General features: G+C 59.2%; 1 protein-coding gene. It reads right to left on the reverse strand.

Features of this window, described 5'->3' with window-relative positions; genetic code table 11:
- On the reverse strand, positions 1–240 hold a 240-nt coding region (locus tag MKD49_RS26275), incomplete at both ends, for a phage tail tape measure C-terminal domain-containing protein (protein WP_252697775.1).

Consider the following 240-nt stretch of genomic DNA (forward strand, 5'->3'; position numbering starts at 1 on the left):
ATGGAATTTCGCCGCAGCGGCCTGAATGGCTGTACCGCCTGACGCGGATGCGCCGCCACCAACAGCCCCGCCAATGGCGCTGCCGATACTCCCGACAATCCCCACCATTGCCTGCTTAAGCAGAATTTCTGTCATCATGGACAGCACGGAACGGGTGAAGCTGCGCCAGTTCTGCTCACTGCCGGTCAGCATCGCCGCCATATTCTGTGCAATACCATCAAAGGTCTGCGTGGCTGCACT

Origin of the sequence: Herbaspirillum sp. WGmk3, from assembly GCF_023952535.1 — a bacterium.
GTDB classification, from domain to species: domain Bacteria; phylum Pseudomonadota; class Gammaproteobacteria; order Burkholderiales; family Burkholderiaceae_D; genus Herbaspirillum; species Herbaspirillum huttiense.